Origin of the sequence: Pseudomonas sp. C11 (assembly GCF_034683865.1) — a bacterium.
Lineage (GTDB): Bacteria > Pseudomonadota > Gammaproteobacteria > Pseudomonadales > Pseudomonadaceae > Aquipseudomonas.
In genome coordinates this window covers 1-1,677 of the sequence record NZ_JAWIIP010000029.1, presented here as the reverse complement: position 1 = coordinate 1,677, position 1,677 = coordinate 1, and the positions used below count along the sequence as shown (strand labels likewise).

The following is a 1,677-nucleotide window of genomic DNA, read 5'->3' as shown; positions in this document are numbered from 1 at the left end:
GGCCCAGACCGTGTAAAAACGCAGCAAGTGATGGCAATCAACTGCCGGTGGATTTTCTCAGCGTCCAGAAGGCCGCCGGATGCCCAATCAGGCGCATTCGGTGATTCTGGTTGCTATGGCATTTTAGGCTTCGGCACGACTGATGGAGGACGGTAGGACTCGTAAAACAGGCCTCAGGCCTTCATCGCTGCCATCAGGGCACCGCTGCCCAGCAAGTTCAACACGCGTTTGAAGTTGTAGGCGAGCACATGCAGGCTCATCTCGGTGCTCACCCGGTCGAGTGTTCGGGTGAGGAAATGAGTAGCGCCCATCCAGGCCTTCAACGTGCCGAACGGATGCTCCACCGTCTGACGGCGGATGCGCATCATCTCCGGTGCCTGATCCAGGCGAGTCTGCATCGCATCGAGCACCGACTCATGCTCCCAGCGACTCACCCGGCGTTGTGCGCTCGGTGTGCACTGATCTTTCAACGCACACCTTTGGCAGTTCGAACTCCAGTAACGGTGCAGCTTTAGTCCTTTCTCGACGTGTGAGAAGCGCCAGATCAGGCTTTGCCCTGCTGGGCAACGGTACTCGTTCCTTGCTGCGTCATAGATGAAGTCACCTTTGCCAAAGCGGCCAGCCGCTGTCGCTCCCGACGTCAGCGTCTTGGGCACGAAAGCGGTGATGCCAGCTTCGTGGCAGGCGAGGATTTCCTCACTCTTGAAATAGCCTCGGTCAGCGACCACCGAGAGCGCTTCCACGCCCATCGCTTCCCGCGCCTGCATGGCCACGTTACTCAATTGGTCACGGTCGACACCGTCGTTGGTGACTTCGTGCGTCACGATCAGGTGATGCTTCGCATCGACCGCAGCTTGGACGTTGTAACCGACCATCCCGGTGCCGCGCGTCATCATCGAGCGGGCATCTGGATCGGTCAGGGAGATCTGCTTGTCCGGGGCGGACTCAAGCTGAGCCCCGATATCTCGCAGTTCCTGCATCTTGGTTTTCAGGGCGGCAATCTTGCTGTGCAGACGCTCTGCCTTGGCCTGTGCCACCACGGGCTCCTGCCGGTCGGCAGTATCTAGCGCAGTCAGGTAGCGGCTGATGCTGGATTCGATTTCCTCCATCCGCCGTTGCAACTTAGCACTGGTGAAGTTGCGATCACGATTGTTGACCGCCTTGAACTTGCTGCCGTCGATAGCCACTAGCGCTTCGGCGAACAGACCGAGCTGCTGGCACAGTACGACGAACTGCCGACAAGCGCCGCGGATGGCCTTGCCGTTATCCTTGCGGAAGTTGGCGATGGTCTTGAAGTCCGGCATCAAACGTCCGGTCAACCACATCAGCTCAACGTTGCGCTGGGTCTCTCGCTCAAGGCGGCGACTGGACTGGATGCGATTGAGGTAGCCGTAGATGTAGATCTTCAGCAGGACGGCAGGATGGTAAGCAGGCCTACCAGTTTCTGCGGGGACAACACCCGCGAAACCGAGTCGACCAAGGTCGAGTTCATCGACGAACACATCGACCACACGCACCGGGTTGGTGTCCGCCACGTAGTCATCCAGGCTCTCGGGAAGCAACACACTTTGGCCTCGATGCTCTCCCTGGATAAAACGCTTCATCGGCATTCCCCACTGATTTGAATCCATCAAATCACAGCAAGGTCGATGCCAGCGTTTTTACACAGCCTGGGCC

1 protein-coding gene is annotated in these 1,677 nt (G+C 58.5%); it reads right to left on the bottom strand.

Translation table 11 applies throughout. The annotated features are described in order from the left end of the window. Window positions 1–173 precede the first annotated feature (173 nt). Window positions 174–1,604, bottom strand: coding sequence for an IS1182 family transposase (locus tag VC352_RS24780; protein ID WP_322982153.1), 1,431 nt, complete (start codon window positions 1,602–1,604; stop codon window positions 174–176). Window positions 1,605–1,677: the final 73 nt, after the last annotated feature.